Here is a 3,365-nt window from a genome sequence, read left to right on the forward strand (position 1 = left end):
GGTTTTATTTATGGATGTGTGTCGCTGTGTGGGATTAGCTTCCCGTTTTGTCAGTGGCTATCAAGAAGGAGATTTAGACCAAGAAGAAAGACATTTACACGCTTGGGTAGAGGTGTATTTGCCGGGGGGCGGCTGGAAAGGCTATGATCCCACCCATGGATTAGCGGTGAGTGACCGTCATATTAGCCTCGTTTCTAGTCCAATTCCCCGTTATTGCGCGCCAGTAGAGGGAAATGCTCGACCGGTTAATCTCGGTCATCAAGTGATAGAATCTCAGCTATCATCGACAATTGCGCTTGATTTGTTATCTTGAGGATGATTCTTTATTGGGGTTACTAATAGGTTAGAAATGGCGCAAGTTTGGACTAAAAAAAAGTGCGACAAGTCGATGCTCTAGCCTCAACTAGAACTGCGCTAAAGCGCAACTACAAACCTATCAGAAGCCTAATGTTTTCAAAATTATCGGTAAGGCTTTTTGACAGGCTTGGGCAAGTTTGCTGGCAGGTTCCAAAGCTTTAGCAATTGTTTCGAGAAAATTAACCGCTCGTTGGGCTTTCTTTTGCAGTCCGGCATCATCAGGATTTTGACTAGCTTGGGCAATCTTTTTCACTTGGTTGGCGGCTTCGGCTTTTTCTTCTTCATCTAAATGGCTGTCAATTTCAATCGCCTGGGTTAGTTCTTGCAGTAAGGCTTTAAGTTGGGCATTTTCTGGGGAAGCATCGGCCGCAATTTGGTTAATGGTATTAGTTACATCGCCGATAATTTCGCCGAAATTGACGGCGGAATTATTAATATCGCGGATGGTGATATTTGGGGAACTGTCGTTACTGTTGCTCATGGCTTTTGCTTCTACATGGATGGGACGGTTGGCGAGGGTTTTGGTAATTTCCATCATATCAACACTTTGTTGGCGATAGATGGCAATTTCTGTCTCTTTGGCGGTGAGTTGTGCCTTATATTGGGCTTCGATGGCTGCGAGTTGTAGTTGATAATTTTGGTTAAATTCTTGGTGAATTTTCTCTTTATCAGTATCGGGCGGTACATGGACTTTTACCACTATCACGCCATCTCCTTTATTGGCAATGCTCTGTATCTGAAGCGGCGTATCTTCATTCTGCACTTGTACTTCTTTTAAGGCGGCGATGAAAGCTTTCCAATCTACCCCATTGCGGAAAATGAGGTCAACGGTGTCGAACATTTCGGCAAATAATTTAGTAAATTCGCCCGGTTGAAATTCGCCACTGCTGGGGCGGCGCTCTTTCTGCCCATTAAGCAGATAAATGTACTGGCAGTCCACCTCATCCAGTTGGGTGGTAGCATCAATATTCCAATTTTCCACGCAAGCACCCGTCAGAGTAGCATGGCGCAAATCCGTATTGACGGCGTTGACTTCGGTGAGGTTTGCCCCCGCAAGGTTGGCGTATTGCAAGCTGGCTTCACTGATATCGGCGAGGCGCAAGTTGGCAGCTTGCAGGTTTGCCCCCTCCAGATATGCCCCCCGTAAATCGGCTTGGGCAAAGTCTTTTCCGCTTCCGGTGCGGGAATCAATCAAAAATTCTCTAAACCGGGGATTGGCTAATAAGGTATTGCCGGGGCGGGCTAATTCCAATTTAATTGCTTGTTTAAAAATTGTTTTATTCAAGATTGCCTGATTAAAATTGGTACTTTTTAAGGTGGCTCCTGTAAAATCTGTTGCGGTTAAATTGGCTTGAAAAAAGGATGTGCCACCAATAGCAGCAAAGGCTATCACAATTTTACGCAACCAAGGATCGCGGTGTTCTTGTTTAAGGGTCAGCCAACCGAGCCAACAGAAAAATAATGTCAAGGCTACGGGTACGGCTCTGGTTACGGCTAGGGATACGTCTATGGCTCTGGGTACGTCTAGGTCTATGGCTCTGGGTACGGCTCCGGGTAAGAACTCGGCTCCGGCTCCGGCTACAGCTACGGCTCCGGCTACAGCTACAGCTACGGCTCCGACTACAGCTCCGACTACAGCTCCGGCTACGGCTACGGCTAAGGCTCCGGCTCCGGCTACAGCTACGGCTACGGCTACGGCCCCAGCTACGGCTACAGCTACCGCTCCAGTTCCGGCTCCGGCTCCGGCTCCGGCTACGGCTACGGCTAAGGCTCCGGCTCCGGCTACGGCCAAAATATTTTTACGCCAAGTGACAGCGCAAAAACAGATGAGAAAAATTAAGATGGACCAAGCAGCAACTTGACTTTCTGTAATGAACCAACCAGCAACTTGAATGAACCAACCATCAAATTGACGTTCACCTGTATCTGTAAGGGTTATCCTAGGCATTGAAAAAATTAAGCTCACCAGATAACCTTTTATGGCGGAGAAATAACTCGAAAACATCATTAACACCAAAGCCAACCCCAGCAAAATCACCAGCCACCGCTTCGGCAATCCCGCCTTCGCCCCGGCAAACTTCACCCCCGTCAAATTCGCCCGACTAAAATTTGCCCCGCGTATATCACAACCACTGAAATCCGCCCCCGCTAAGTCCGCACTGCGAAAGTTACCACCCCGCAAGGATTCCCCCCGGAAATCCCGTCGCCCGTTTTTGTACTGTTCAATAACTGCCGCTGCCTTCATCGCCTAAGAAATTGCCATACTATGCCCTCAATCTTACTACAAGTCAGAAAGCGGGTTTCCTGAGAGAATCCGATTGATACTCCCATCCCAGCGCTTCGGGATTCTTGGTTCAACGAGTCCACGTTCAAAAACCTGGCATTTTTATGGGCAATCGCGTCAGGTTCCCCACCTCACGTTCTAGAATATATCTGGATTTCCCCCATAGATATCTACTACAATAGCCGAAAAACCCTATCTATCAATGGATACACCCATTAACCTTTCTTAATCTACTAAGTAATTTTCTATGGAGAGTTAAATTATGTCGTCAACTGCCTACGAAACTGATTATAATCAATGGCTAAAAGAGACGGTAAAACAGTTACAAGAGCGAAATTTTGAGCAGGTAGATTGGGATAATTTAATTGAAGAAATCGAGAGTATGGGGAAAAGTGATAGACGAGCTTTAATGAGTCTGTTAACCCGTCTTATCGAACATCTTTTAAAGCTGGCTTATTGGCAAGAAGAAAAAAAACGGTCAGGTAATCATTGGGCGGCAGAAATAGTCAATTTTCGCGCCCAAATTCAGCATCGTTTAGAAGATAGTCCCAGCTTACGGCCAGAATTAGCAGCTATGTATGATAAAGTTTATCCAGTGGCGATTAAATCAGTTTCTCAGCTTTTTTCCCTCAATTCAGACGCTCATATATCCCTCGAACAAACATTAGATGATAATTGGTTTCCCCCGGCTGAAAAATAGTTCTTAATTAGGAGTAATACTAAA

At 46.1% G+C, this 3,365-nt stretch carries 3 protein-coding genes; 2 read left to right on the forward strand and 1 reads right to left on the reverse strand.

Going from position 1 to position 3,365, the window contains the following annotated elements; all coding sequences use genetic code 11:
• Window positions 1-313 (forward strand): transglutaminase-like domain-containing protein (locus PX484_RS00385; protein WP_288102639.1); only part of this gene is annotated, 313 nt, incomplete at its 5' end.
• 123 nt (window positions 314-436) lie between these two features.
• On the opposite strand, the gene PX484_RS00390 is transcribed toward PX484_RS00385, so the two are convergent.
• Window positions 437-2,602: a pentapeptide repeat-containing protein gene (locus PX484_RS00390; protein WP_288102640.1), complete on the reverse strand. Its 2,166-nt coding sequence runs from the start codon at window positions 2,600-2,602 to the stop codon at window positions 437-439.
• 301 nt (window positions 2,603-2,903) lie between these two features.
• Between PX484_RS00390 and PX484_RS00395 the strand changes: the two genes are divergently transcribed.
• The gene (locus PX484_RS00395; protein WP_190381299.1) at window positions 2,904-3,341 is read left to right on the forward strand and encodes a DUF29 domain-containing protein; all 438 of its coding nucleotides are present in this window, start codon (window positions 2,904-2,906) and stop codon (window positions 3,339-3,341) included.
• Window positions 3,342-3,365 lie beyond the last annotated feature (24 nt).

Origin of the sequence: Microcystis sp. M49636_WE2, assembly GCF_030065375.1 — a bacterium.
Lineage (GTDB): Bacteria > Cyanobacteriota > Cyanobacteriia > Cyanobacteriales > Microcystaceae > Microcystis > Microcystis aeruginosa_C.